Origin of the sequence: Streptomyces sp. NBC_01454 (assembly GCF_036227565.1) — a bacterium.
Classification (GTDB): Bacteria; Actinomycetota; Actinomycetes; order Streptomycetales; family Streptomycetaceae; genus Streptomyces.
Map to the genome: position 1 here is coordinate 1,668,919 of NZ_CP109460.1, position 21,637 is coordinate 1,690,555.

Annotated in this window: 17 protein-coding genes and 1 pseudogene; 4 read left to right on the forward strand and 14 right to left on the reverse strand. The window is 68.7% G+C overall.

Features of this window, described 5'->3' with window-relative positions; all coding sequences use genetic code 11:
- Positions 1-10: 10 nt before the first annotated feature.
- From OIU81_RS07175 to OIU81_RS07195, 5 genes are all read right to left on the reverse strand, one after another.
- Complete coding sequence (locus OIU81_RS07175; RefSeq protein WP_329145002.1) at positions 11-940, reverse strand: diiron oxygenase; 930 nt, start codon at positions 938-940, stop codon at positions 11-13.
- A 123-nt stretch (positions 941-1,063) separates the two neighbouring features.
- On the reverse strand, positions 1,064-2,764 hold the full coding sequence (locus OIU81_RS07180; protein ID WP_329145004.1) for a carbamoyltransferase N-terminal domain-containing protein: 1,701 nt from the start codon (positions 2,762-2,764) through the stop codon (positions 1,064-1,066).
- Positions 2,765-2,893: 129 nt separating this feature from the next.
- Positions 2,894-4,213: an ATP-grasp domain-containing protein gene (locus tag OIU81_RS07185; RefSeq protein ID WP_329145006.1), complete on the reverse strand. Its 1,320-nt coding sequence runs from the start codon at positions 4,211-4,213 to the stop codon at positions 2,894-2,896.
- A gap of 2 nt (positions 4,214-4,215) precedes the next feature.
- Positions 4,216-5,181 carry a hypothetical protein gene (locus OIU81_RS07190; RefSeq protein WP_329145008.1) on the reverse strand — a complete coding sequence of 322 codons (966 nt, stop codon included), beginning with the start codon at positions 5,179-5,181 and terminating at the stop codon, positions 4,216-4,218.
- A gap of 45 nt (positions 5,182-5,226) precedes the next feature.
- Complete coding sequence (locus OIU81_RS07195) at positions 5,227-5,979, reverse strand: CTP synthase C-terminal region-related (seleno)protein (RefSeq protein ID WP_329145010.1); 753 nt, start codon at positions 5,977-5,979, stop codon at positions 5,227-5,229.
- A 76-nt stretch (positions 5,980-6,055) separates the two neighbouring features.
- Between OIU81_RS07195 and OIU81_RS07200 the strand changes: the two genes are divergently transcribed.
- Positions 6,056-7,426: a LysR family transcriptional regulator gene (locus tag OIU81_RS07200; RefSeq protein ID WP_329145012.1), complete on the forward strand. Its 1,371-nt coding sequence runs from the start codon at positions 6,056-6,058 to the stop codon at positions 7,424-7,426.
- Positions 7,427-7,472: 46 nt separating this feature from the next.
- On the opposite strand, the gene OIU81_RS07205 is transcribed toward OIU81_RS07200, so the two are convergent.
- The 6 genes and pseudogenes from OIU81_RS07205 to OIU81_RS07230 form a co-directional block, all read right to left on the reverse strand.
- On the reverse strand, positions 7,473-8,201 hold the full coding sequence (locus OIU81_RS07205) for a gamma-glutamyl-gamma-aminobutyrate hydrolase family protein (RefSeq protein WP_329145014.1): 729 nt from the start codon (positions 8,199-8,201) through the stop codon (positions 7,473-7,475).
- A gap of 695 nt (positions 8,202-8,896) precedes the next feature.
- A complete protein-coding gene (locus OIU81_RS07210) occupies positions 8,897-9,094 on the reverse strand; it encodes a hypothetical protein (protein ID WP_329145016.1) in 198 nt (65 codons plus the stop codon).
- A 647-nt stretch (positions 9,095-9,741) separates the two neighbouring features.
- The gene (locus tag OIU81_RS07215) at positions 9,742-9,906 is read right to left on the reverse strand and encodes a hypothetical protein (RefSeq protein ID WP_329145017.1); all 165 of its coding nucleotides are present in this window, start codon (positions 9,904-9,906) and stop codon (positions 9,742-9,744) included.
- Between the two features lie 56 nt (positions 9,907-9,962).
- The gene (locus OIU81_RS07220; protein WP_329145018.1) at positions 9,963-10,496 is read right to left on the reverse strand and encodes a DinB family protein; all 534 of its coding nucleotides are present in this window, start codon (positions 10,494-10,496) and stop codon (positions 9,963-9,965) included.
- Positions 10,497-10,500: 4 nt separating this feature from the next.
- Positions 10,501-10,758: pseudogene (locus tag OIU81_RS07225) on the reverse strand (FAD-dependent oxidoreductase); the annotation flags it as partial.
- A gap of 247 nt (positions 10,759-11,005) precedes the next feature.
- A complete protein-coding gene (locus tag OIU81_RS07230; RefSeq protein ID WP_329145020.1) occupies positions 11,006-11,584 on the reverse strand; it encodes a dienelactone hydrolase family protein in 579 nt (192 codons plus the stop codon).
- A gap of 365 nt (positions 11,585-11,949) precedes the next feature.
- Here OIU81_RS07230 and OIU81_RS07235 point away from each other — a divergent pair, with 365 nt between their 5' ends.
- The gene (locus tag OIU81_RS07235; RefSeq protein WP_329145023.1) at positions 11,950-12,420 is read left to right on the forward strand and encodes a pyridoxamine 5'-phosphate oxidase family protein; all 471 of its coding nucleotides are present in this window, start codon (positions 11,950-11,952) and stop codon (positions 12,418-12,420) included.
- Positions 12,421-12,868: 448 nt separating this feature from the next.
- Positions 12,869-13,951 (forward strand): DUF2637 domain-containing protein, encoded by a 1,083-nt coding sequence (locus tag OIU81_RS07240; RefSeq protein ID WP_329145025.1) that lies wholly within the window; start codon positions 12,869-12,871, stop codon positions 13,949-13,951.
- Between the two features lie 69 nt (positions 13,952-14,020).
- On the opposite strand, the gene OIU81_RS07245 is transcribed toward OIU81_RS07240, so the two are convergent.
- On the reverse strand, positions 14,021-14,401 hold the full coding sequence (locus tag OIU81_RS07245) for an ATP-binding protein (protein WP_329154949.1): 381 nt from the start codon (positions 14,399-14,401) through the stop codon (positions 14,021-14,023).
- Positions 14,402-14,760: 359 nt separating this feature from the next.
- Between OIU81_RS07245 and OIU81_RS07250 the strand changes: the two genes are divergently transcribed.
- Positions 14,761-17,985: an alpha-mannosidase gene (locus tag OIU81_RS07250; RefSeq protein ID WP_329145029.1), complete on the forward strand. Its 3,225-nt coding sequence runs from the start codon at positions 14,761-14,763 to the stop codon at positions 17,983-17,985.
- A gap of 13 nt (positions 17,986-17,998) precedes the next feature.
- Here the strand turns inward: OIU81_RS07250 and OIU81_RS07255 are convergent, their stop codons facing one another.
- Positions 17,999-19,747 carry a pyruvate dehydrogenase gene (locus tag OIU81_RS07255; protein ID WP_329145031.1) on the reverse strand — a complete coding sequence of 583 codons (1,749 nt, stop codon included), beginning with the start codon at positions 19,745-19,747 and terminating at the stop codon, positions 17,999-18,001.
- Positions 19,748-19,874: 127 nt separating this feature from the next.
- Positions 19,875-21,440, reverse strand: a complete 1,566-nt coding sequence (locus OIU81_RS07260) for a protein phosphatase 2C domain-containing protein (RefSeq protein ID WP_329145034.1) — start codon at positions 21,438-21,440, stop codon at positions 19,875-19,877.
- Between the last annotated feature and the right edge of the window lie 197 nt (positions 21,441-21,637).

Below are 21,637 nucleotides of genomic sequence, written 5' to 3' on the forward strand. Positions count from 1 at the left end.
GGCCAACTGGTCAAGCGCTCAGGAGACCTGCCGTGACGAATGCCTCCCGCGCCCCTGGAAGATCCATCACGCCGCAGTTCTCGAAGAGGGCGACCGTCTTGGCCGACGCGAACCGAATTCCGGCCAGCACCGACTCCGAGTCGTAGGACTCCGCGATCACGTTGTTCGCGCGGTCTTCTGAGAAGCCGGCCTGCAGGAGCGCCGCGTGGGCCGGACGCGTCGCCGGTTGCAGGGAACGCAGCACGACGTCCGGCAGGACACGTGCCACCAATGTGCGTTCCGATATGGGAAGTTGGCCCCAGAGATGCTTGAAGAAGGACGAGAAGTACGCATGATGCCGGCCCTCGTCCACGACGTGGTCCCGTACGGTGTCGCGCACCAGCGTCAGGACATTACGGTCCGCCGGGATGTCCGCGAGGATGGACGTGATCAGGGTCTCGAAGACCACCACCTGCAGGAGCTGGATGAGCATCTCGTACCCGGGGAAGCCATCGCCGATGGCGTCCAGGTTTGTGAGGAACTGGCGGAAGTCGTAGCCGAGCGCCTTGATACCGGAACGCATTTCGACTTGATCAGCAACGTCAAGGCTGTACAGCGAGTGGTAGCTCTCGTCCGCACAGATCTTGAAGGCGTTGAGGCGGACGCTGTTGGGCAATTCCAGCCCGCACTGGTTCTGGGCGATCTGCTGGGTGGCCCGGCAGACGACGGCTACCTCGAAGTGAGAGGTGAAGACCAGCCATTGGTAGAGGTGCTGGGCGGACAGATAGCGCTGCAGTGGATCCTCTTGGGCAGCCACCTCGGGGTGCAGGAGGTGAGGCACCAGGTGCTGCGGAAAGAAGTCCTTCGTGAGTATCTCGTCATCGTCGGCGAGGACACGGCGTGGAGTGGCGCGGACACCTGCTTTCTCGTACCAGGCGTCGAATGCTTTGAAATCAGTCAAGGGCGAACTCATTGGGAACCGACCACTCTTGTTGCAGGTGAAAGAACACGGGGAGGTACCGGTACCGGCTACCCGCGAGAAGCCAGTACCGGCACGTGGCAGGCATGAGCCGGCAAAGAGCCGTCAGCTGCGCTGGAAGAGCATCCCGTCGCTCCAGATGCGGTCGACCTTGCCCCACTCCATCACCGACGCGACATCGGGGAAGAAGCCCGAACCGTTGTAATTGGCACTGGTGTTGCAGAGCACTGGGACGTCGCTCAGCTCGTGGTAGGCGCGCAGAACGGCCTCGAGGGTGGGGTCGTCCTCGGGTCCGACGGTCTGGAGCCGGGCCGTGCCGTCGAGGTGGAGAATCGCCGGAATACGCTCGACCCAATCCGGGCGCACGTCGTGGTCAAAGAGCATGTGCGGGTCGGGTGTGCCAGGTGCGAAAATGGCAGGTGCGTGGTCGACCAGGCAGATGGGTGCTACAGGGCGGAATGCCTCACGGCCCTTGATTTCGTTGAGCCGGTCCTTCATTTTAGGGTCGGTGGCCGCTGCCAGGATGCTGCGGTTGCCCAGCGCCCTCGGCCCGAGCTCGGCGCGGCCGTGGACGACGACGACCGGATCACCGGTCTCATGTAGGACCTGTGCCAGATCCTCGGGAGTGCAGGACCGGGCGGACCACCCCGGGGCCGCCTCCGACGCCCGCACACCAGGCCCGAGGCGAGGGGTCCACTTGATGGCCTGGACACCGCTGGTGGCCATCAAGTGCGCGGCAGCCGTACCGATGGCGGAGCCCGAGTCGTTTGGGAACGGCGGAACCCAGACGTCGCGGAACATCGGGTGTGCCCGGAGGGCGCTGTTCCATTTGATGTTCAGCGCGCAGCCCCCCACGAAGCAGAGGTTCCACGGGCCGTCGCCCTTCCACTCCCGGACCTTTTCGACCACTCGCTCGACCAGCAGATCCTCGAGGAATTGATGCAGCGAGGCGAGCACGTCCTCGTCCGCGTATCCCAGTACCTCAACGCGCTGACGTACTGCACGGTAGAAGGCGTGGACGTACGGGTGGGACAGCTCGGCGTTGCTGCCCCATCCTCCGACGTCCTGCCGGAAGCGGGCGACCTCCGCCGTGTCGGATGCGAAGTGCTTCTGATATTCCTCCGCAAGGATTTCGACCAGTGCGGTGCGTACTTCGCCCAATGCTATGTAAGCCATCAGCTTGCCCGCGACCGAAAGGTCGTCAACGCTCTCCGACTCGTTCTCCCGCCGGTACGGGCCGAAGTGGTGAGCACCCATGGCATACGCATGCCCGATGAGCGGGAACACCTCACCACCGGCCTTGACGCTGCCGCCCGAGCTCACGTCGTAGAGGCGCGGGAAACAGCCGCCGTCCCAGACAAGGACGAGGGATGCTTCGCCGGCGGCCGCGAAACGGCTAGTACAGTACGCGCTGGCGAGGTGGCCCGCCAGGTGGACGTAGCTGTGGTACTCCGTCTGCAGATCGCCTATGCGAAAGGGCTTGGGCGGCGCAGGACAGAGGAGATCGCCGCCTCCGTCGGGTTCCCGGTACGGGGCCAGCTGAAGGGTGACCGGGCCGTGCAATCCGTTCCTGACACCGGTCTCGCCATTGACCTTGCCGTCCCAGCCGTCGATCACCCAGTGATCGACATCGGAGGGGGAGTAACCGAAGTCCGCGAGGAGCTGGAGCACGGTGTCCAGGTTATCCACTTCGCTGTAGCGCGGGCTGTTAGCGATTTTCTCGACTTCGACGCTGAATACCAGTTCATTGCCGTCGTAGAGCGCTACGGCACCATCATGGGTGAGTTTGAGTCCACAGGTAATCACGAGTCCGGTAACCTCTCGCCAGTTTCTCTGTTCCGACAGCCGCGACACTCACGGTGTTCACGTCTGGTCTGCACGATGCTGGACCACGTCCGTAACCTTCATTGAGCGTCCGAGACTGGTCGCATTGCCTTATTGGGCGTCGATGTCCAAGGTGATGGAAGAGCGCACGGCTTCTTCCAGGGCGTCGAGTTCCGCCACGGTTGCCGCGTCGATGAAGAAGGTCACGACACGGTCGTCGGAACTCCTCAGAGGCCCGACGGCCGCGCCCTTGTTCGCGAGCACGAAGACCGCGCGCAGCGTCGGCCCGTCCCCGACCGGCCCCGAGCCCACCTTGGGCCAGAGCCCGCTCGCGCCGACCCAAACCGGCTCCACTCCCGGCCAAGAGACGGAGACATCGTTCAGTCGCCCGGGACGATGTTCGAGATACACCTGCCGCGCGAAACGGCTGGGACGCGGGTAGGAAGCCGGCTCACCGAGCGCGATGCGCGTGATCTGAGATTCCAGCGGCTGCCCGGTCGACAGCTCGTACAGGACGAGCAGACCGTCGCCCGGAGTACGAGCGGCGATCTCCATGAGAAAGGGCCGCCCCGTGGCATCGACACGCCACTCCGAGTGCGCGATACCGTCCGCGAATCCCAGCTTCTGCAGCACCTCCGCATTGGCCTTCAGCATGTCGCGCTCCGCAGGGTGAGGCGCCGTCGGCACGCTGTGCGAGAGTTCGACGAATGTCTGGGCGTGCGAACTCGTGGTCTCTTTCCGGGTGACCGACGCAAAAACGATGTCGCCATCCTGGACCAGGGATTCGACCGAAAACTCCTGGCCGTCAATCTTCTGTTCGACGAGAACCGTCTCGTAGGACGGGTAGGAGCCGAGGACGTTCGCCAACGCCTCGGCGTCCTCGGCGGTCTCGACACCGGAGCTGGAGTGCCGGCCCGACGGCTTGACGACACACGGGAAGTCGGCGTCCTGCGTCGTGTAGTCCGACCGGGCCTCCGGCGCGATGACGGTGGAGCGGGGGCTCCATGCCTTGAGGTACCAGCGCTGGAGGTACTTGCTGCGGCAGACGCGCGTCGCACGCAGACCGGGTGAGCGCAGGTTCAGCGCATCAGCGACGATGCCGGTCGGCTCGACCATGATCTCGCCGACTGCGTACACGCCGACGATGTCGTACCGCTCCGACCACTTCAGTGCCTGCCCGACCACGCCGGATGTGAACGATCCGTCAAGCCCGAGCGCCCCCTTGACGAACGCGACCTCATCGATGTCGGCGGCGGGGTGACCGGGTTCCTGGTGTACCTTCGCCACGTCATCACGCCAGGACTCGGGCGTGGCCAGCAGAATTCGGTACCCCCGCTTCCGAAGCTCCGTCAGGTAGAGGGGGTTGCGGCAAACGACGCCGAATCCTCCCAGCAGAATGAAAGCCGGCTTGGTTCCCTGGGGCGTCATCATGGTCACTCGTATCCGTACTGCTCGAGGATGTCGCCGTAGATCTCTTGGAAGAGGCGTGTGTTCTCCTCACTGAAAGCCTCTCGCCATTTGCCGATACGCCCCTTGTGGAAACTCCAGGAGTCGGTGTTGTAGATACGGGACGCAATGCCTTCGGCATCGTACTGGGTAGCACCAACGTGCTTCAGAACGCGCTCGACTGCCTGGACCTGAAGGGTGCTGTCGCCGCCACCCTGCGGGCCTGCCAGATCTTCGTACCGCACCTTGCAGACACCCGGGTGGTTAAGAAGCCAAAGAGACTTCTCGAATTCTGAGCGACCGGGGAAGTAGGGGTCCCGCAAGGCATAGTCGATCTTCTCTGGCATCGTTGCCTTGGTAGGCAGGATGGCGTTGAAGATCTTGCGCTCGTAGAAGTTTCCGAAGCCCTTCGCTGTCTTGCCCTCGACGAAGTTGATGAGCGAGACGAGTGCGTCCCGCGGGTCCCGGTAGTTGAGAATGACCGGGGGCTCACCGGTGTCGCACCACTCTCCGATGAAGTTGCCGTCGACCTTGGACATATCGAGGTCGTGCCAGATCCAGCAGAGTCCCTCGGGGGTCTGGTCGAACCGCGTGCTATTGATGCGCGGATTGGTCGATACCGCGTCGGCGAAGTCGAGGCGCTCCTGGCCGTAGCGGCTGATGACAGGCTGGCCGAACCGGCGGTACCAGCTCCAGCAGAGCGCGGTCCACGCCGCGTCCGTGCGCTCGATGAAGTCCTCGGAGCCGGTGTCCTCGCAGATCTCGGTGCACTCCTCCGGACGGTATACGAGAGCGGCGATCTGCTTCCGCTGTTCCACGGTGAATTGGGGGATGTTGTGCTCGGACGGCCTGGTGGCTCCGACTATTCGATATCCCAGCTCCAGCATCAGTTCCTGGATGAGGTGGGTGCCGGTCTTCTGTGGGGAAACAATGAGTGTGCGTGGGGACGTCACGTCAGCTCCTTCTGCTTGGTTCTGTGGCATAACCTGGCGCGGTTGTTAGGACGCGAGTCTCTTCGGTGCTCGAGCATGTTCTACGGCTGCCACAGCAAGGCCACGAATGATCGGGTGCACCTGGCGCTCGTCACTGGCCAATTCTGGTTGGAAGAGAGTAGCCACAAAGAAGGGGTGATCCACAAGCTCGACAATCTGAACCTCGCCGTTTTCCGAGGTTCCGGATGCGCGGAGTCCATGGTCACGCAGGTCTCTCACATAATTCCGCGACAAGCCGTAGGAACAGTTGTAGCGCTCGGTCACTGAACTCGCTGCGAGGAGTTGGTGAGTCAGCGACTTCTGCTGGATCGATACGATGCGCTGGTGTCCTAGGAGCGGACGCTTCAATGGAACGATGAGCGGTGCCACGCAGTCCGGTTCGTTGTCCGCGTGCCCTACATCCAGCCCGCAGGTATCCCGTGCGAACTGCAGTACGGCGTGGTGAAAACCGGCACACGTACCCAGAAAGGGGATTCGGCGCTCCCGCGCAGTCGCCACAGCCGTCAAGGCACCGTCCTCGCTGGCGTAAGGGCTTCCTGGCATCAGCCAGATGGCGTCAAAATCCTCCAAGCCGCCCTTGGCCACTGCCCGCGTCCGGATCCAATAGGCGTCCAGGCGAAGGGCGTAGTGCTCCTGCAACGATTCGAAGATGAAAGGCACTCGAGCGTGGGAGCGAACACTGGGTGAGCGGTCGCCAACCAACGCCACTCGCGCAGCGTGCACGTGTGGTGTCGCTGCACTGGCTACAGACTCAGGCATGCCGTCATGGTGAACTGAGATTCCGCGAGAGCGCCAATCAATCCGCCTTCCCATGGCATCAGAGATACTTATGTGCATGGAGTACAACCTGTTGCGCACCTTTCATGCCGTGGCCCACCACGCCTCTTTCAGTGAGGCAGCGCACGTTCTCGGGCTCACCCAGTCCGCCGTGTCGCAACACATTGCCGCGCTCGAGCAAGACCTGGGCGTCGTACTGCTGCATCGAAGGCCGGTGGCGCCGACCGAGGCCGGCACGCGCCTGCTGGATCATGCCCAGCCGCTGCTGCTGCGTCTCGATGCGGCACGTGCCGACATGAAGCGTCTGTCAGATGCCCGGCCGAGTCGGTTGACGATCGCTCGCACAGCGCTTGCGGCACCGGAGTTGCTCGCCCAGGCGCTGTCCGACATATCCAAGGACAATGCCCGGTTGGGACTTTCGGTCGACACCGTCCCCGCCGTCGAGATCCCCATGGGCGTGGCGGTGGGATCCCATGACGTGGGCCTGGTTACCGGAGCCGTTGCCCCCAGCGATCCGCTGCTTCTCCCAGACCTCGGCCCCATCGTGGTCCACCCCCTCTGTCAGGAGGAGTTGTACCTGCTTTTGCCGCACCATCATCCGCTCGCTCACTGGTCCACCATCGATCTCCGTGATCTCGTCGATGCACGGTGGATCGACGCTCCCGAATCATCTGTGCCATTGGGCCAGTTGCGAACCATTGCCGGTTTTGGCGGCTTCCGGGCGGATGTCCATTTTGCTGGATCGGATGTGCCGCAATTGGTGTCCCTGGTTGCCGCCGGACTCGGCCTGGCTGTGCTTCCGAGATCCGCGTGCACCGGGCTCCGGGGTGTGGTCGGCGTTCCCGTCGCCTCACCGCATCTGGTGCAACGGACGGAACTCCTCCACGTATCGCAGGCGCCGTCAACGGTGAAGGCACTCGTCACGTCCCTGAAAGCCTGGACACAGCTCGGCGATCGTCCCGGAAACCCCGGCGCGGAAGAGAATGTTGCGGTAGCCGGCAGGGCGCCTTCGGTGTCGGATCCGTCCTGGGTCTCGATCATCACGGGCCTGAGCCCCCAAAGCTTCTACGAGTTGATTGTTAAATTGCGGGACAGAGGTGCGGACGGACTACGCCGTGGTCGTCCGTGGTCCCTCCCCCTGACGGACCGTGTGCTGCTCGTCGCCGCCTACTGGCGTACGGATCTCACCCTGCGACGCGTTGCCGCCCTTTACGACGTCTCGAAGTCCACGGCAGACCGGATCATCGGCGACCTCCGGCCTTGGCTCATGGTCCGTCCCTCCGGCCAGAGGGAGGACAAGACGGTATGGATCGCCGACGGAGCGCTGATCACTGCGCCGCACCGCGCCACGGCTGATGACCTCTCCCTGGGTGAACGGGTGGTCGTCGATGCGAAGACGCGCCTGGCCCTGATGGTGGAGACCGGGTAGCACGGCCGCACCGCGCCCGCCATCGGCGTGGGCGCGCCGCGAATTGTTATCGCCCCGCTGTGCTCTGCGTCGTGCTCCGGGTTGCCGCGGCATCGACCAGCGCACGCATGACCCGCAGGTCGTCCCCCATTTCCGGGTGCCACTCCACGCCGATCGCGAAGCCGCCGCGCTCTGTTTCGACGGCCTCCACGGTGCCGTCGTCGGCATGGGCGCTGGCGCGCAGACCCTTCCCTAGCTTGTCGACGGCTTGATGGTGGTAGGTGGGGACCCGGGCGCCGTCCGCCACCATCGAGGCGAGTTGCGTTCCGTCCACCACCCGGACGTCGTGCTGCTCGAAGGTCCCGGGCCGTGCCGCATGGCCTTCGTGGCCGACCACGTCGGGCAGATGCTGGAGCAGCGTTCCACCACAGGCGACGTTCATCAACTGCATGCCCCGGCAGATTCCCAGCAGCGGGATACTGTCCGTCAACGCTACCCCGATCAAAGCCAGTTCCCAGGCATCCCGCTCCCGGGCCGGCGGCCCCGTCCGCTGATGACGCTGCTGACCGTAGTGTTCGGGATCCACATCGGGCCCTCCCGCGATCACGAGTCCGTCAAGCCGGGCGAGCACCTCCCCGGCCGCCGTCGGATCGTCCGGCGGCAGCATCACCGCCACTCCGCCGGCCCGCTGTACCAGTCGCGGGTATCCCGCTGGGAGTAGCGCGGCATCCATGTCCCAGACGCTCCACCGAGCGGCCTCGAGATAGGTGGTGATTCCGATGAGCGGTTTCTGCACGTGGTCCTCGCTCTTCCCTTGAGCAAGCCGGGTCCGTTCAAACGGTTGTCCCGGGCATCGGTGGTGGGCGCTGTCCAGCGGATCTGGGAGGTGAAAGAGAAGACATCTCTCTGCTCGGCAATCCGCATGTGAGATTCGTTTGAGGTGCCTGCACAGAGGCGCGTCTGCCGTTGGGGCGACGTCTCGATGAAGTTAAAGGTATGAGTAATGACCTTTGGGGTCAAGGTGATTGGGCGAGCGAGATGCCGGTGATCCCGCCGGATCGGGAGCACGCCGCGGCCGCAGCCTGGGTCCGGCCGCGCTCGGCACCGCCGGAGCCAGGCGTCCCGGCTGCATCCACGGATGAGGCCGGCAGGGGCGAACCGGCCCTCGTGTGGGGGAAGATGCTGCTGGGGGCGACGGCCCAGTACCCCCGCCTGGCACGCCTCTGCTCGTGCGCTCTCAGGTGCCGGAGATGCGAACGGGCCATAGGGCGCGCAGGGATACCGCGCGCGAAGGCGCGTGAGTTGCGGTTCGCTCGGGCCCAGACCATGACCGGCGAAGGCTCCTCACCGGTTGCTTTCCAGCGCGCGATGCGCTCATCGCTCCAGACGAGCGCCTTCGGCCTCGTGCCCGGCAACAGCTCGACGTCCGGCCAAGGTGAAAGCGGGCATCACCTGCTGGGCGAGAGCGACGTTCAGCGCGAGCGCGGGTGGTCACGGATATGCGGCTGGGTGTTGAGGCCGGCGGTCCGTCGAAAGGGGGGCATGCGTCGAACTGGGCCCGTAGCCAATGACGTCGGCGCGGTTCTCGGCGCCCTTGTTCGGTGTGGCCTTGAGGTCGTCGCGCACCACGCGCCGCTGGGCGTTCTGTTCCTGGATCTCGATGGTGCGTTCGTTGTTCGCGTCGAACATCGAAGCTTGTCGAGGGGCAGGCGGCCGAGATGTGGTTTCAAGTGGACGCGGATGTAGCACTCGTAGCGCGCTGGAGGGCGAGGACCCTGTCCAGCTCGTCCTTAAATTCCGTTCCTCACTCGGCTCTCGACGTGGCCGGGGAGAGATGATGAGGTCGACGTCCGCAGTGTCGGCGCGGGGAGGATGACCGGTCTTGCCGCCTTCGGAAACCACTGCAGATCACCTTGGAAGTGCAGCAGTATCCAACCTCGCCCGGAGGTTACTGTCACTCGCTGATCCCTGTCCGCGGCACACCCCATAATTATCGGTGCCGCAGATCGCGCTGGGCGTACAAAGCCAACGTCGACATGACACTTCTTGATGCTGGCCAGCCCACTACGCCCGCAACGTTGCCCCAATCCTTGTACCAGTGGAAACCGAAGAGATATGGCAAGGCAGCGTTGCGGGTCAGGGGGTATTTCGGGGTCAGCAAGTCAGCGCAAAGTCAGCATCGCCCGGCGTCGCGCCGGGAAACGGGCCAGCTCCCGGGGGCCATGCGGCACGCTGCGGTCCAGACCTCCGCAGCGTCCGGGATCGAGATCCGGTGCCAGCTGCGGGACAAGAGTAGATCCGTCCCCTGACGATGTGGTGCATGGCGCACTGGCTGGTCAGGGACCCGCCATGGTGATGAGTTCGGTGTACTTGAGGGGAATGGCGTTGTCAGCGTTGCGCATTGCCTGCGCGTCCCATTCCATGAAGGCATCGAATGCCTCGGGCACGCCGGCACGGATATTGCTGACGTACTTGTGATCGGTGTGCTCGTGGTAGCTCACGTGCTGGTCCGTGTGTTCCTCGGTTGTCGGTGGGCAGCTCGCCGGGGGCGTGTGGCTCACGCGAGGGGGTTGAGGACGAGGTATCCGTCCAGGCGGGAGACCTGGCCGGTGTCCGGGTCAGCGGGGAGGGCGTGGCCGAGGTCGCTGCCGCGGACTTCGCCGATCCACTGGTCGTGTTGGTACTCGTGGTTGATCAGGACGACCAGGAGGTGGGTGGCGACGACGGTGAGTTGGGCCGCGGCGGCAACGCGACCGGCGGCGATGTCGTTCATCCGGGCGTGTACGCGTTCGGCGACGGTGTCGCGGAACGCGGTGAGCCGTTCGACGGTGGGCAGCGCGCCGCGGAACTTCTCGGGCTGCGCGGAGTCCATGAGCAGGTCCAGTTCCGGGTCGGGGCTGGGTTCGGCCGCGGTGAGGTTGCGGATCATGAAGTGGGCGACGTGGGCCTGGTGGCCGAGGTGCCAGCCGATGGCGCTGGAGTTCTCGCTGGGCCGCCAGGTCACCTCGTCCGGGCTGAGGTCCTTCCACAGTTCGTCGGTGTAGGCGCGGGCGCGGTCGTACTCGCGCAGCAGTGCTGCTACCTCGTGCATGGGATCACCTGTGTGTGAGGGGGGCGGGGCTCTGCGCGTGGACGGGAGTGTTCGCAGCCGGGGCGGACCGGGCGGTCAGGATGGCACGGGCCGCGGGCTCGCCGCCGGCCAGCGCGCCTTCGACGTGTCCGGCGTAGCCGGTGGTGGTCTCCGTCGACGCCCAGTGAAGCCGCCCGTTGAGGGTCGGCTGCTGATACAGGGCGTGTCCGAAGAGGCTGTAGTCGCCCAGCCGGTGCTGATCAAGGCGGCGTTGTCCGAACCGGTCGGGCCATGGCCGGAAGGCACTCCGGCAGCCGCCCGGACGCCCCGGGCCGTCGGCGCCGCGCCGCCGGTAGAGAGGGTCCCGGGGTTCCGAGGGTGGCGTAGATCCGGGCGAATCGTCGGCTCAGCTCCGTGGTGCAGCCAGCAGGGCAGGGTCAGGTTTTTGATCCTGGTTCGGTAAGGCGGGCGCTGAGGTCGGTGCGGCGTCGGTTCTGGCGAGGTAGCCCCTGAGCTGCGAGGGTGTCGGGCTATTTGATGCGGTCGAGGAAGCCGAGCACCCGATGGGTGGCCTGCGTTGCAGCGTGCTCGTCGTGCGAGGGCAGGCTGCTGTCGGTGAACAGGTGCCCGTGGCCGGGATAGCGGAACAACTCGGCATCCGCCGCCGTCTCGACGAGCACGCGGGCCGCGTCCACATCGCCCTCCCCGGCGAAGAACGGATCTGCATCCATGCCGTGGACCTGGACGGGGACGTCCTGGGGCCAGGAATCGCCGAACTCCGAGACCGGTAGGCATGCCTCGAGCAACAGCGCACCCTTTGCGCCGGGGCGGGTCTGGGCCAGCTTCTGCGCCGGCAGGACGCCGAGCGAGAACCCGAGGTAGACGAGCCCCGCAGGCAGCTCCTCGGCGGCGGCGGCTCCGCGCGCGATGACCGTGCCGAACCCGGCGTTCTGGGCGTAGCCGATGCCGTCCTCGAGCTTGTCGAACACCCGCCCCTCGAACAGGTCCGGGACATGGACGGTGTGTCCGGCCCGTCGCAGCTGCTCTGCGAACTCGCGGACGCCGGCGGTCAGCCCGTGCCCGTGGTGGAAAACCAGCACCTCAGCCATGTCGATCCCCTCGTGCTGCGATGCCCGGGCGGCGCCGCGGCACGAGTATGACCCGCAGCACTGACATCCGCGGGCCCCTGGGTGGCAGGATCAGCAAGATCCAATGCGAACCGGCAACGGCGAACGCGAAAGACCGCGAATCTGCCAACTGGACTGCGACAGGACAGCAGCGACCGGGTTGCTGTCAAAGGACAGTCGCGCAGTGCGCGACACAGTGAGAATCCGATGAGAGAAGTCCCGACTGGCACGCTCGCTGCTGCATTGTCGTGTGCGTGGAGTACGCCCAGTACGAGGACGGCCCTCGGCCTTGCGACCTAGTTCCGCCGCCGGATGTGACGGAGCGTCTCACGCCATACCCTCCCCACATGACGGCAGTTGACCCGCGCCCAAGCGGCCCCCGCAGCCCGGAACAGCGCAAGCGCGAGGCGCTTGAACGGCTCGCGCGGGACAACGATGTATGGGCCGCCACGGCCGACGCCACCGGTGAGCCGTGCCTCGTTCCGCTGGCCTTCTGGTGGGATGGCGAGGCAGTGTGGCTGTCCACCCGCGACACCAACCCGACCGGGCGCAACCTGCGTGCCTCGGGACGGGTCCGGCTCAGCTTCGGCCATACCCGGGACGTGGTCCTGGTCCACGGCACCGCACGCATGCTGACCCGCGAGGAGCTTCCGGCCGAGGTGGGCGACGCCTTCGCCGCCAAGGACGGCTGGGACCCTCGCAAGGACCACCCCTCGTACGTCTTCTTCCAGGTCACCCCGCAGGTGCTGCAGGCGTGGGGCACGGTTCCCGAGATGGCCGGACGGACTCTGATGCGCGACGGGAAGTGGCTGGTCTGAAGGGTGCGGCACGACGATCCCAGCGCGTCGATCCACCCATGATGGGCAGCGGTGGCAGCGTCGATGTGTCCGCACTTCTTGCGTCTTGCGTGCGCGGACGGTGCAGCACCAGCCGTCATGGGCCGGATCAAGCATCGTGCCGGGTGGCGCTGAACTGCCAGGACGGCACCACCGGTATGTACGTACACCGTCGATCAAGGATTCGATCCACCCCACGGCACGGTACGCAGCCATGAATCGACGCTCGGCCTTGCGCCCCGATCCCCTACCTCACCCGTCAGGACGATCCGACTCGAACGCAACTTGCCTTTAAAGAGCGACAGTTCGATATCAAGGTGACCTTCTCGCACCCCTTGGCGTCGTCTTGCTTCGAATGCCTCGGTTACGGCGGCGGCTTCCGTCAGGATGGCGCGCGAAAACGCGGACCGCGACGCAAAGGGATCCCTGAATGAGAATGACCGACATATCGCTGGATTGGCTGGTTCCCGGAGCTCTGTTGCTGATCGGTGTGCCGGTGACCGCGGCGCTGGTGGTGCGGGGGCGGCGGGCGGCTGCGCGGTCTGCCGGGGACGACTCATGGGAGCGCAGCGAGGAGCGTCGGCGCCGCAAGGAGACCGTCTTCGCCTCGGCCTCCTATCTGCTGCTGTTCTGCTGTGCGGCGGTCGCCGCCGCACTGTCCTTCCACGGGCTGGTCGGCTTCGGCGTGCAGAACCTCAACCTCTCCGGGGGCTGGGAGTATCTGGTGCCGTTCGGGCTCGACGGCGCGGCGATGTTCTGCTCCGTGCTCGCCGTGCGGGAGGCCAGCCACGGCGACGCGGCGCTCGGCTCCCGGATGCTGGTGTGGACCTTCGCGGGCGCCGCCGCCTGGTTCAACTGGGTGCATGCGCCGCGCGGCCTGGACCATGCCGGTGCGCCGCAGTTCTTCGCCGGGATGTCGCTGTCGGCGGCGGTCCTCTTCGACCGGGCGCTGAAGCAGACCCGCCGGGCGGCGCTGCGCGAGCAGGGTCTGGTGCCGCGTCCGCTGCCGCAGATCCGGATCGTCCGCTGGCTGCGCGCGCCCCGGGAGACCTTTGCCGCCTGGTCGCTGATGCTGCTGGAGGGCGTACGCACGCTGGACGAGGCCGTCGAGGAGGTGCGCGAGGACCGGCGGCAGAGCGAGCAGAATCGTCTGCGCAGGCGTGAGCAGGGCAAGCTCGACCGGGCGAGGATCAAGGCCATCAACCGGCAGCACCGCAGCTGGGGCCGTGGCGGCCGGCAACTGGCGGTGACACAGGGGGCTTCGGCCACCGCGGAGGTGGCCGGCGCGGACCCGGCCATAGCCGGGGAGCCGGAGCTGCCGCTCGCCGGGGAGCCGTCGGCGCAGTCCCGTCCGGCGCTGAAGGCCGTGTCCGGCGCCGAGGCCGGGGGCGCCGAGGACGCTGCCGGTCCCCGGCGGACCGTCGATCTCACCGCCGAGGACGATACCCAGACGATTCCGCGTCTGGACTCCCTGGAGGAGAAGCTCGCCGAGATCGAACGGCAATTCGGCTGACCGGTGGCGGACCGTACCGGCCGGCAGCCCCGGTCCGGGACAGTCCGGTCCGGGACAGTCCGGTCCGGGTCAGGCTGGTCCGCCGCCCAGCTCGAACCACACGCTCTTGCCGAGGCTCTCGGTGCGGATCCCCCAGGCATCGGCTAAGGAACGCACCAGCATCAGCCCGCGGCCGGAGGTCCCGTCCGTGGTCGGTGCGCGCGGCTCGGGGCGGCCGGGGACGAAGTCCCGGACCTCCACCCGCAGCCGGTCATCGACCCGGGCGGTGACGACGGCACCGCCCTCGGCGTGCACCAGGGCGTTGGTGACCAGCTCGCTGGTGAGCAGTGTGGCGACCTCCATGAGTTCGCCGCCGCCCGGTACCGTCCAGCGGCTCAGCAGCTGGCGCAGCTCCCGGCGGACCTCGCCGACCGCCTTCAGGTCCGCATGGCGCACCTTGCGCTCCAGCATGCCCGGCGCCCGCCCGGCACTTCCCCCGCTCCGGCTCCCCTCGACGTCCTGCTCTCCTCTGTCCCGTTCCTCGCGCCGCACAGGCTGACGCATGCTCTCCCCCGCCCCCAACGAACTTCGGCGCTCTGCCTCGAACAGCCTCACGGTCAGCATGCCCATCGGATCAGCCGCCATGCTTCCGCCCGCGGGGTCACCGGTGCACGCCCCGCGCGCCGGGTGAGCCCCCCGTCTCCGCGTGGGTAAGCCTGACCAGAGCCCGTCGCGGAACCCCGGCCGGACCGGGTCGCGCCGGGGCGCCCCGGCCACCCGCCGGGGGGCGCACCCCCGGCGCACGGGGACAACGAGCGTGAGGAGCCGCTGTGCACGACGACCGACTGCTGGTGGAGGGGCGCCTGGAGCGGGCGCTGAGGCAGTTCATCCGGCCCGCGCAGTACGCGGCGCGGGTGCCGTTGCCGCTCTCGGTCTGGCATGCGCCGGGCGAGCCCGTTCCCGTGGGGGAGGCGCTGGCGGCGGCGTACGAACCGTTCACCGCCGGTGAGACGTGGGGACCGCCGTGGTCCACCAGCTGGTTCCGGCTGGCGGGCCGGGTGCCGCAGGAGTGGGCGGGGCGGCGGGTGGAGGCCGTGATCGATCCCGGCTTCAGCGGCGACGGGCCCGGTTTCCAGGCCGAGGGGATGGTCCACGACGCCGACGGTGTACCGCTCAAGGGCATCCATCCGTACAACCGGCACGTTCCCGTCGGCAACCCGGTCAGCGGCGGTGAGGAGGTGCGGCTGCTGCTGGAGGCCGCGGCGAACCCGGCGGTGCTGCGGGACTTCTCCCCCACCGACCTCGGCGATGTCCGCACCGCGCCCCGTGCGCCCCTGTACCGCTTCGCCGGGGCGGATCTCGCGGTGCTCGACGAAACCGTCTGGCAGCTGATCCTCGACATCGAGGTGCTGTCCGAGCTGATGCACGAGCTGCCCGTCGACCGTCCGCGCCGGCACGAGATCCTGCGGGCCCTGGAGGACATGCTGGACGCGCTGGATCTGCACGACGTCGGCGGCACGGCGGCCGCGGGCCGGGCCGCGCTGGCGGAGGTGCTCGGCCGCCCGGCCGCGGCCAGCGCCCACCGCGTCTCGGCCGTCGGCCACGCCCACATCGACTCCGCCTGGCTGTGGCCGCTGCGCGAGACGGTGCGCAAGGCCTCCCGCACCTTCGCCAACGTCACCCAGCTCGCCGAGGACTACCCGGAGCTGGTGTTCGCCTGCTCCCAGGCGCAGCAGTACGCCTGGGTCAAGGAGCACCAGCCGCACCTGTGGGAGCGCATCAAGGAGGCCGTACGGGAGGGCAACTGGGCGCCGGTCGGCTCGATGTGGGTGGAGTCCGACGCCAATATGCCCGGCGGTGAGGCGCTGGCCCGGCAGCTCGTGCACGGCAAGCGGTTCTTCCTCCAGGAGCTGGGGGTGGAGACCGAGGAGATCTGGCTGCCGGACTCGTTCGGCTACACCGCCGCCTTCCCGCAGCTGGCGCGGCTGGCCGGGGTGAAGTGGTTCCTGACGCAGAAGCTGTCGTGGAACCAGACCGACCGGATGCCGCACCACACCTTCTGGTGGGAGGGCATCGACGGCACCCGCGTCTTCACCCACTTCCCGCCGGTCGACACCTACAACTCCGGTCTGCACGCTGCCGAACTCGCCCACGCGGAGCGGAACTTCGCCGACAAGGGCCGCGCCACCCGCTCCCTGGTGCCGTTCGGCTGGGGCGACGGGGGCGGCGGGCCGACCCGCGAGATGCTGGAGCGGGCCCGGCGGCTGCGCTCGCTGGAGGGCTCACCGCGGGTGGAGGTCGAGCCGCCGGAGCGCTTCTTCGAGGCCGCGCACGAGGAGTACGGGGCGGCGGCGCCGGTCTGGTCGGGTGAGCTGTACCTCCAGTTCCACCGCGGCACGTACACCTCGCAGGCGAAGACCAAACAGGGCAACCGGCGCAGTGAACATCTGCTGCGCGAGGCGGAGTTGTGGGCCGCGACGGCCGCCGTGCGGGCGGGCGAGGGTGGCGCAGGGGCGGACGGGGAAGCGGCGCGGTCGGATGGGGACGCCGCGTACCGCTACCCGTACGAGGCGCTCGACCGGCTGTGGAAGACCGTCCTGCTGCACCAGTTCCATGACATCCTGCCGGGCTCGTCCATCGCCTGGGTGCATCGCGAGGCCCGTGACACCTATGCGGTGGTCGAGGCCGAACTCACCGGGATCATCGAGGCGGCCATCGGCGCGCTGGGCGGGGCGGGAGCGGGGAGCGCCGGTCCGCCGACGGTGTTCAACGCCTCGCCCTACGACCGGCACGAGATCGTCGAACTGCCCGCGACCGCCCCGGACGCGGGCGGGCAGTCCGCCGTCGCGGTCCATGTCCCCGCGCTGGGCTCGGCCGTCGTCCGCCCGCCCGCTCCGGACTCGCTCACCCAGCCCAGCCCCCACTCCCCCACCCAACCCAGCCGCCACTCCCCCACCCCGCCCCCAACGCCCGTCCGTACCGAGACCGGCCCCGACGGCGGTCTGACCCTCGACAACGGGCTGCTGCGGGTGCGGCTCGACACCGACGGGCTGCTGGTGTCCGTGTTCGATCTGCACGCCGGGCGCGAGGTCCTGGCGCCGGGCGCCCGCGGCAATCTGCTCCAGCTGCACCCCGACCACCCCAACCAGTACGACGCCTGGGACCTCGACCGGCACTACCGCAACCGGCACACCGATCTGACCGACGCCGAGTCCGTCGAGCTCGCCGCGGCCGGGCCACTGTCCGCGACGGCACGGGTGACCAGGGCGTTCGGCGCGTCCCGGATCGGGCAGGAGCTGACCCTGCGGGCCGGCTCGCACCGCCTGGACATCCGCACCGACATCGACTGGCACGAGTCGGAGAAGGTCCTCAAGGCCGCCTTCCCGCTGGACGTGCACGCCGAACGGTCCACCGCCGAGGTGCAGTTCGGCCACGTACACCGCCCCACCCACACCAACACCAGCTGGGACGCGGCCCGTTTCGAGATCTGCGCGCACCGCTGGCTGCGGGTCGCCGAGCCCGGCTACGGCGTGGCGCTGCTCAACGACTCGACGTACGGCCATGACGTCACCCGCTCCCCGCACGCCGAGGGCCTGGGCACGACGGTGCGGCTGACCCTGCTGCGCGCCCCGCACAGCCCCGACCCCGAGACCGACCAGGGCACCCACCGCTTCACCTATGCGCTGCTGCCGGGCGCCGGGACCGGCGAGGCCGTCGCCGAGGGCCTGGCCCTCAACCTCCCCCTGCGCACCGCCGCCACCCCGCCCGTCGCGCCGCTGATCCGCGTCGACCACCCGGCCCTGACCGTGGAGTCGGTCAAGCTCGCCGAGGACCGCAGCGGCGATGTGGTGGTGCGGCTGTACGAATCCCAGGGCGGGCGCGCGAGCGGCACTCTCTCCCCCGGCTTCGCCGTCGAACGGGCCACCGTCACCGACCTGTTGGAGCGTCCGCTGCACCGGGAGGAGGAGGGGCCGACCGCCGATCTGACGGTCGAGCTGCGGCCGTTCCAGATCCTGACGCTGCGGCTGCGCCCCCAGCACCCACCGGCCGGCTGACCGCACCCGTCGGCTACATGCGGGGGATGTTGCGCAGGTTGGAGCGGGCCATCTGCAGCATCCGGCCGACCCCGCCGTCCAGCACGATCTTGCCGGCCGACAGCGCGAAGCCGGAGACCATCTCCGCGCTGATCTTCGGCGGGATCGACAGGGCGTTGGGGTCGGTGACGATGTCGACCAGTGCCGGGCCCTTGTGCCGGAAGGCCTCGCGCAGTGCGCCGCGTACCTGTTTGGGCTTCTCCACCCGGATGCCGTGGGCCCCGGCCGCGCGGGCGATGGCCGCGAAGTCCGGGTTGTGGTTGGTGGTGCCGTACGACGGCAGGCCGGAGACCAGCATCTCCAGTTCCACCATGCCCAGCGCGGAGTTGTTGAACAGCACGACCTTCACCGGCAGGTCGTACTGGACCAGGGTGAGGAAGTCGCCCATCAGCATGGAGAACCCGCCGTCGCCCGACATGGAGACGACCTGCCGGTCGCGGTTGATGAACTGGGCGCCGATCGCCTGCGGCAGCGCGTTGGCCATCGAGCCGTGGCTGAACGAACCGATCACCCGGCGGCGGCCGTTGGGGCTGAGATAGCGGGCGGCCCAGACATTGCACATCCCGGTGTCAACGGTGAAGACCGCGTCGTCGGCGGCCTCCTCGTCCAGGATGGAGGCGACGTACTCCGGGTGGATCGGGGTGTGTTTCTCGACCTTGCGGGTGTAGGCCTTGACCACGCCCTCCAGCGCGTCGGCGTGCTTCTTCAGCATCCGGTCCAGGAACGTGCGGTCCGTCTTGGGCCGGACCTTCGGGGTCAGGCAGCGCAGCGTCTCGCGGACATCACCCCAGACCGCCAGGTCGAGCTTGGAGCGGCGGCCCAGGTGTTCGGGCCGGACGTCGACCTGGACGATCTTGACGTCGTCCTCGTCGGGCAGGAACGCGTTGTACGGGAAGTCCGTGCCGAGCAGGATCAGCAGATCGCACTCATGGGTGGCCTCATAGGCCGCGCCGTAGCCCAGCAGCCCGCTCATGCCCACGTCGTAGGGGTTGTCGTACTGGATCCACTCCTTGCCGCGCAGCGCATGGCCGACCGGGGACTTCACCCGCTCGGCGAACTGCATGACCTCGGCGTGGGCGCCCGCGGTGCCGCTGCCGCAGAACAGCGTGACCTTCCGGGCCTCGTCGATCATCCGGGCGAACGTGTCGATCTCGGCGTCCCCGGGGCGCACGGACGGGCGGGAGGTGACCAGCGCATGTTCGATGGCCCGCTCGGGGGCCTGCTCGGCGGCGATGTCGCCGGGGAGGGAGACCACCGAGACGCCGCGCTGCCCGATGGCGTGCTGGATCGCGGTCTGCAGCACCCGGGGCATCTGCTTCGTGCTGGAGATCAGTTCGCTGTAGTGGCTGCACTCGGTGAACAGCCGGTCGGGGTGGGTCTCCTGGAAGAAGGTGGTGCCGATCTCGCTGGAGGGGATGTGGGAGGCCAGCGCGAGGACCGGGGCCATGGAGCGGTGGGCGTCGTAGAGGCCGTTGATGAGGTGCAGATTGCCGGGGCCGCAGGACCCGGCACAAGCCGCGAGCGAGCCGGTGAGCTGCGCTTCCGCCCCGGCGGCGAAGGCCGCGACCTCCTCGTGGCGGACCTGGATCCAGTCGATCGCGGAGTTGCGGCGGATGGCGTCCACCACCGGGTTCAGACTGTCGCCGACGACGCCGTAGAGCCGCTGCACCCCCGCCCGCACAAGGATGTCCACGAACTGCTCGGCCACGGTCTGCTTCGCCATGTCGCTGCCGCTCCTTCGACGGGTGGGTGGCTGCTGGGTCCGCTTCCCATGAACCCATGCGCCGTCCCGGGGCGCCTCCGCTGGGCGTCGGCCTCCGGGCCGTTCCGGGTAGCCCGCATGCCCCCTGCTACGACTCCCACACCCCGACGGCCGTACGGTCCTTCGGATAGCCCTCGACGCGCAGTTGGGCGGCGGTGAGGAAGTCCGCGAGTCCCGGCGGCCCGGGGGCGGACCACTCGGCGGCCAGCCGGGCGGCGAACGCGGGCTCCTGCTGGAGCGGTTCCGCGAATCCGGCGCTGCACAGCAGCAGCATGTCCCCCGGACGGGCGAAGGCGGTCCGGAAGAGGAACGGTTCGGTCCGCGCCCGGGTCCCGTCCGGACGCCGGCCGGCGGCGAGTAGGGGCATGTCGCCCGGGTCCGCCGGGGCGTGCCGCGGCAGGTGGTCCAGCGCGGCGGGCTCCAGGTCCTGCCAGGCGCCGTCCCGCAGCCGGAAGAGGCCGCCTGTGCCGACCCCGAAGAACACCCGGGTGCGGCACTCCGGGTCGGCGGGCAGCAGCAGACAGCGCAGCGCGGCCGGGTACCGCTCCGGCGGCAGGCCCCGCTCCTCCGCCCGGGCGCGCAGCTGGCCGTAACTGCGGTCGGTGAGCCGCTGCAGGCCGGATTTGAGGGCGTCGCGCTGGTCGGTCCGGATGTCCTCGGCCAGTCGGGTGCAGATGCGGCCGACCGCGCCGCCGATCCAGGCGCAGGCGTCGCGGGCCGCACGCGGGGCGCCTTCGCCGGCCGGCGGACCGGTGGCGACGGCGACCAGGAGCAGCGCGTGCCGGCCGGACCCGAAGCGGACGGTGAGCAGCGCGTCGCGGCGGACGTCACCGCGGTGGCGGGCCAGATCGCCGCGGCGGGAGGCGGCGCGCAGGGTCAGGGAGCCGTAACGGGCGCCGTCCAGCGCGGTGTCGGGTACCAGCTCGTCGAGGGCGGCGGGGTCGGCGGCGGGGAGGGTGCCGGGCTCGGGGCTGTACCGGGTCGGCTCGGGGCCGGTGAGGGCGTCTCCGGTCGAGGCGACTCCGGTGGGGGCGTCTCCGGTCGGCCGGTAGCCGGCGGTGTCAGCGCCCCCCGGCTCGTAGCCGCCGGGTGCGTAACCCTTCGGCTCGTCACCGTTCGGTGCGCTTCCGCCGGGCTCGGGCGTCACCGGCTCGTGCCTGCGCGGGGCCGGGGCGGGCCGGCGGGGGGCTGCCGGGCGCGAGCCGGGTCCGGTGGCCTGGAGCGGGATCGGGGCCGACGGGGTGGGCGAGGCGGGCGGGGGTGGTGACGCGGACCGGCCGGGTGGCTCCCCGGCGGCCGGATCCGGCCGCTCCGGCGTGTCCCCGGTGGCCGGCTCCGCCCGGCCCGGCGTGTCCCCAGTGGCCGGCTCGGCCCACCGTGGCGGCTCCTGGGGAGGCACGGTATCCATCCTCCGGGGTGGTTGCGCCGGGGGCGGCTCCGCCCTCCCGGACCGCCGGCGGGGCGCCCGGTCCGCCCGTCCCGGCGCCGCCACCGCCCGTAACGCCGACGCGACCCGGTCGTCGAGGGTGTCCGGGGCGTCGGACGCCCCGGTGTCGCCCACCGCGCCCCCGCCCCCGCCACCGCTGCCGCCGTCGCCGTACAACCGCCGCCACCAGTCGTCCTCGTGGCCGCGCCCGGTCCCCTGCTGCTTCATGGACCGTATTGTCCCCGGACGGCCACGGCTCAGACAGGGCGCGAAAGAGCGTTCCCCCGTGGGGGGCACGGGGCGGCGCGGCCTTGATCGGGGCAGCCGGGGGGATCCGGCGGCGTCCCGCTGCGGGCCGTCGAAGTCCCGCGGGCGCACGGCACGTTACGGCCGGCGCGGGCGCGCGGGCCCCGCCGAGCACCCCG

Excerpts from the sequence above, each read along its gene's own strand:
- OIU81_RS07185 (WP_329145006.1), bottom strand. The coding sequence starts at position 4,213 with ATGATGACGCCCCAGGGAACCAAGCCGGCTTTCATTCTGCTGGGAGGA.
- OIU81_RS07195 (WP_329145010.1), bottom strand. The coding sequence starts at position 5,979 with ATGCCTGAGTCTGTAGCCAGTGCAGCGACACCACACGTGCACGCTGCG.
- OIU81_RS07200 (WP_329145012.1), top strand. The coding sequence starts at position 6,056 with ATGGAGTACAACCTGTTGCGCACCTTTCATGCCGTGGCCCACCACGCC.
- OIU81_RS07210 (WP_329145016.1), bottom strand. The coding sequence starts at position 9,094 with ATGTTCGACGCGAACAACGAACGCACCATCGAGATCCAGGAACAGAAC.
- OIU81_RS07220 (WP_329145018.1), bottom strand. The coding sequence starts at position 10,496 with ATGCACGAGGTAGCAGCACTGCTGCGCGAGTACGACCGCGCCCGCGCC.
- OIU81_RS07230 (WP_329145020.1), bottom strand. The coding sequence starts at position 11,584 with ATGGCTGAGGTGCTGGTTTTCCACCACGGGCACGGGCTGACCGCCGGC.
- OIU81_RS07235 (WP_329145023.1), top strand. The coding sequence starts at position 11,950 with ATGACGGCAGTTGACCCGCGCCCAAGCGGCCCCCGCAGCCCGGAACAG.
- OIU81_RS07240 (WP_329145025.1), top strand. The coding sequence starts at position 12,869 with ATGAGAATGACCGACATATCGCTGGATTGGCTGGTTCCCGGAGCTCTG.
- OIU81_RS07245 (WP_329154949.1), bottom strand. The coding sequence starts at position 14,401 with ATGCTGGAGCGCAAGGTGCGCCATGCGGACCTGAAGGCGGTCGGCGAG.
- OIU81_RS07255 (WP_329145031.1), bottom strand. The coding sequence starts at position 19,747 with ATGGCGAAGCAGACCGTGGCCGAGCAGTTCGTGGACATCCTTGTGCGG.
- OIU81_RS07260 (WP_329145034.1), bottom strand. The coding sequence starts at position 21,440 with ATGAAGCAGCAGGGGACCGGGCGCGGCCACGAGGACGACTGGTGGCGG.